The 1,509-nt window shown below is 51.0% G+C and carries 2 protein-coding genes; both read left to right on the top strand.

The annotated features are described in order from the left end of the window. Positions 1-56: 56 nt before the first annotated feature. Complete coding sequence (locus T433_RS16880; protein WP_052357128.1) at positions 57-467, top strand: helix-turn-helix domain-containing protein; 411 nt, start codon at positions 57-59, stop codon at positions 465-467. Continuing rightward, the gene (locus tag T433_RS15490; RefSeq protein ID WP_052357129.1) at positions 449-1,387 is read left to right on the top strand and encodes an IS3 family transposase; all 939 of its coding nucleotides are present in this window, start codon (positions 449-451) and stop codon (positions 1,385-1,387) included. Before T433_RS16880 ends, T433_RS15490 begins: the two co-directional genes overlap by 19 nt. Positions 1,388-1,509: the final 122 nt, after the last annotated feature.

The following is a 1,509-nucleotide window of genomic DNA, read 5'->3' on the forward strand; positions in this document are numbered from 1 at the left end:
TGTCTTAGCCTGAAATACGTTGACTCCTGCCAAACCTTTTAAAGTTAAAAAGAGTTATGAGAAAAGGTCAACGTTTTGCACGCGCTTTCAAGCGTGCCGTAGCAGTGGAATATCTGCAAAGTGGTGAGGAACGTAAGGTGATAGCCATGAAATATGGTCTTCCTAACGTCCAAACTGTCAGTAATTGGGTAAGTTTATACCTAACTCCGCACGAAATTGAAACAAAATGTGTAAATTTGCCGCGGGTTAATGTTAATGCAGTAGAGATGGCAAAGGTAGAAACTCCTCAGCCTCAGGTTCCCTTGGAGAGCCAGCAGGCCGTGATAGAGCAGCTTCAGAAGCAGCTCCAGAAGCTTGAGAAGCAGCTTCAGTTTGAGAAGGACCGTAACTATGCGTTGAACACGCTGATAGACATTGCCGAGGAGCAGGGCATCAAGATCCGAAAAAAATCTGGGGTCAAGCGGTAGAGCGCCTTTGTGAGAAGAAAGACTATACCGTCAAGTACTCTTGCAGCCTGCTTGACCACACAAAACAGGCGTACTATCAGAAGCAGAAGCGCGAGCAGGACTATCTGTTGCGTGTGATGCGTATCGTTGATGCCGTCAGGGTAATCCGCGAGCAGGATCCTGGCATCGGTTACTACAAGCTTTGGCTTATGATGAACCGCATGTTTGTCTGCGGTTGGGTACCAGGTAGAGACTCGTTCCTGAGGCTGCTGCGCGACTTCCATCTGATGCAGAAGCGTCCCAAGCCACGCTGTACGACGAACTCGAACCACCGCTACCGAAGGTACAAGAACCTTATCCGCGGCTTTGTTCCCACCCGTCCGAACCAGCTCTGGGTCAGTGATATTACATACATTGATTTGGTGGACGATTGCTGTTACCTGCACCTGGTGACGGATGCCTATTCACACAAGGTCGTGGGATGGCGCCTGTCTGAGACGCTGGAGTCGGAACACACGCTCGAGGCCCTCAGGATGGCCATTTCGCAAGCTACGGCAGATGAGTTGAAAGGACTCATCCATCACTCAGACAGAGGCGTGCAGTACTGCTGCAACGCCTATACGGATGAACTAAAGAAGTACGGTGTCAAGATCAGCATGACTGAGGACTACAAGCCCACTGACAATGCCATAGCAGAGCGTGTGAACGGTATCCTCAAGACTGAGGTTATCTATCGCGAACGCCGCTTCAAGACGTATCAGGATGCATTGGATCGCATCTCAGGCTTCATCCTCTTCTACAATGACACCCGTCCGCACTACAGCATCGGCATGAAGACCCCCTCAGAGGCACATACCCAGACAGGTCCGCAGAAGGTGATGTGGAAGTCCGCAGGAAGGCTCTCGGGGGCTGTCTGCCCCCTGCCGCTGGGCACCCCCTGAGTGTTTTTCATGGCGTGGGCTTCGCCAAGGCGAGTCAACGAATCCAGTATGAAGTCATATTCTCAGATGAAAAGGTCAACGTTTCCAGTACGAAGTCCACTAACCCGGGAAAAGAGACAACA

This window comes from Xylanibacter brevis ATCC 19188 (assembly GCF_000621725.1).
Classification (GTDB): Bacteria; Bacteroidota; Bacteroidia; order Bacteroidales; family Bacteroidaceae; genus Prevotella; species Prevotella brevis.